Source organism: Arthrobacter sp. E3 (genome assembly GCF_017353415.1).
Taxonomy (GTDB): Bacteria; Actinomycetota; Actinomycetes; order Actinomycetales; family Micrococcaceae; genus Specibacter.
Window position 1 is genome coordinate 1 of sequence record NZ_JAFMPX010000071.1, and the last position, 2,476, is coordinate 2,476.

At 61.1% G+C, this 2,476-nt stretch carries 1 protein-coding gene; it reads right to left on the reverse strand.

Annotation, left to right across the window (positions count from 1 at the left end; all coding sequences use genetic code 11):
* Positions 1 to 22: 22 nt before the first annotated feature.
* Entirely contained in the window at positions 23 to 2,326 is a 2,304-nt protein-coding gene (locus tag JMA46_RS16615) for a helix-turn-helix domain-containing protein (protein ID WP_207346458.1), read from the reverse strand.
* Between the last annotated feature and the right edge of the window lie 150 nt (positions 2,327 to 2,476).

A 2,476-nucleotide genomic window follows, 5' to 3' on the forward strand; every position in this document is an offset into this window, starting at 1 on the left:
CCAGAGCTCTTGACTTAGCGATTTAGTTTTTGTTGGTCGGTTTCTTGTTTTTGATGGTGTAGCGCAGGATCAGCTCGGTGCCTGGGTAGCGGGTTTGGGTGGTCGTGAGGTGTTCGCAGAGCTCGCTGATGGCTTTGGTGGCCCGTGCTGTCGGGAGTGGATTCAGCCGGATGGTCAGGTATCCGTCGGTGGTGGTGTCGATGTCACCGCTTGCGCTCAGCACTGACCTGATCAGGGTGTGTGCTTCGTCGGCGGCGCGGGCGTAGCCGGTATTCGTGCGGATTTCCCTGGCGAGGGTCATCATGGTGTTGTAGGCGGCCATCCGGATCCCGTGCGTGATCAGTTTGACTTGGGTATCAAGGACTTGCTGGCCCGGGTTGAGGTCACCCAGCGGCAGCCTGGCAGGTATTGCCCGGTGGGCTGCCTCGGCCGCATCGAGGGTAGCTTCGGCGGTGAAGAGGGGTGCGTTGAGGGCGTTGTGCATGGCATTGGTGACGGTAATGTCCCCGGCACCGTGGGCCGGTGTTCTTAGTGCCAGCATCGCCGCATCAGTCTCGGCTAGGACGTGATGGTAGTGGGCGCGGGCGGTCAGGACGTGTTTGTAGGCCTCTCGTTTTGCCGGGTTCGGCACGGATCGTTCCGGGTTATCGTCGGTACTGCCGTAAGTGTCGTGGGAGTCAAGGTCGAAGTGCATGCGGGCGTAGCGGAAGTAGTTTTCCTGCCGCCAGCGTGATCCCATCCGGTGGATCACCTCACCAGCACCCATCTGATGGTTCGTGGTGAGGATGTGGATTTGGCGGGTGGCCCCTGCCCGGGCGGGAACGATCCGGCTGATCTGGCGCATCCGGAACACCTCGCCAGTGGCCGCGGTAGTGGCCAGCGGTAGATCCAGGATCGTGTCGGCTGCCAGCCAGGTGCGCGTTTCATCGTGCTCGTCAGGGTGGGTGGCCTCGGTGAATTGGTCCTCGGGGATGTCGCCGGTTTTGCCTTTGCGCCACGTCAGCACGTCAAAGCCGGCGGCTTCCATGTGCGCGAAGAGGGCTGGTGACCAGCCTCCCCGGTCAAAGCCCACCAACACGCGCCGATCGTCGCCAATAATGTTTCGCAGGGTGGGTAGTAGGGTGCGGAGTTCTTTGGTCAGGGCGGTGCCGGGTTCTGCCATGACGACGAATACCGGGGCGCCGTGGGAGTCCGAGACCCAGGTTTCCTCTGTGGCCGGGGTCGGGAACTTCAACCTCGTGGAGTGGACCTTCGCGATCTTCTTACTTCCCTGGTAGGCGCGCACATGCCCATCCACATACAAAACAGCCAACAGCCCACCATCCTCAGCGTCCCCGGTACTGGTGTTGGGGTTGAGGTGGTGTTTGGCCAGGGCTGTCAGGAACTCCTCGGCCGTGCCGCTCTCTGCCAGAAGGGACGTCTTGCGGCGGATGGTTTTCACTTCCGGGGCCCGGTCCAACCCCAACACCCGTCCCAGGTCGGTGGGGTTGATCCGGGTGGCGCCTTCCGCCCTGGATTCCCCGAGCAAGGCGCGCAGGACAGCATCCTGGAGGATCGTTTCGAGCCCGTAAAACCCATCGGGCAACGCGCCAAACACTGTCGTGGCGCACTCCAGCAGCCCGGTGCGTTCCAGGGCGGGCAACGCCAGAAACAACCCGACTAGGGGGACTTTACCGGCCGGGGCAAATACCGGGGCCGCACACACGAGTTGGCCCGCCCGGGCAGCGGCCCGTTCGGTACCGCGGTCTGCCGGGGCTGGCAATACCGGCAGGGTGGTGGTTTCTTCCTGCCACAGCTCCGGCTGCACGAGCGCTGGTGCCGACACGGTTTTTTCAGGTGCGGGAACCGTTGCAGTCACCGTCTCGGCGCGTGCAGTGGAGCGCTCCTTGACCATAGTCAAGGCCCGGCGAACACTAAATTCCGAGACCCCCACCGCGTCACCGACGGCCTGCAGGCTCATTCCCGATTCCCGCAGAACAACAATCTCGGCGATCAGTGACTCACTCAACCGCGAAGGGCCCTTCGGACCGCGCTGACCTAACGTCAGGCCAGTAACTCCCTGGCGAGCAAGTTGTTTGCGCCACCGATACAACGTCATCACACCAACGTTGAACACTGCGGCGATTTCCTCCGCGACAGCAGCCTTGAGCTCCAACAAGCTCACCACAGCGAAACGACGGGTCACTACGTCCCCGGGCCCCCATACGTAGGCAAGTTCACCATGAATGAAAACCTTACCGCCCTCCTCGTTCTCCAATAAAGAAACGGCGGCACCAAGGTGGCTAACAGCGATAGGAGCCATGGGCAAGGGCGGTTGAGCAGTCATCAAAACCATCATCCCATCCCTTCGGCACTACTACTTTCCTATCATAAACTATATCGTATTTCGGGTGAGATTAAAAGGGTTTCACCAAAGAAAACACCGAGAATACGGGAAAGTTTTTTCCTCAAGCAACAGCTACGTCAGGAGGCCTGA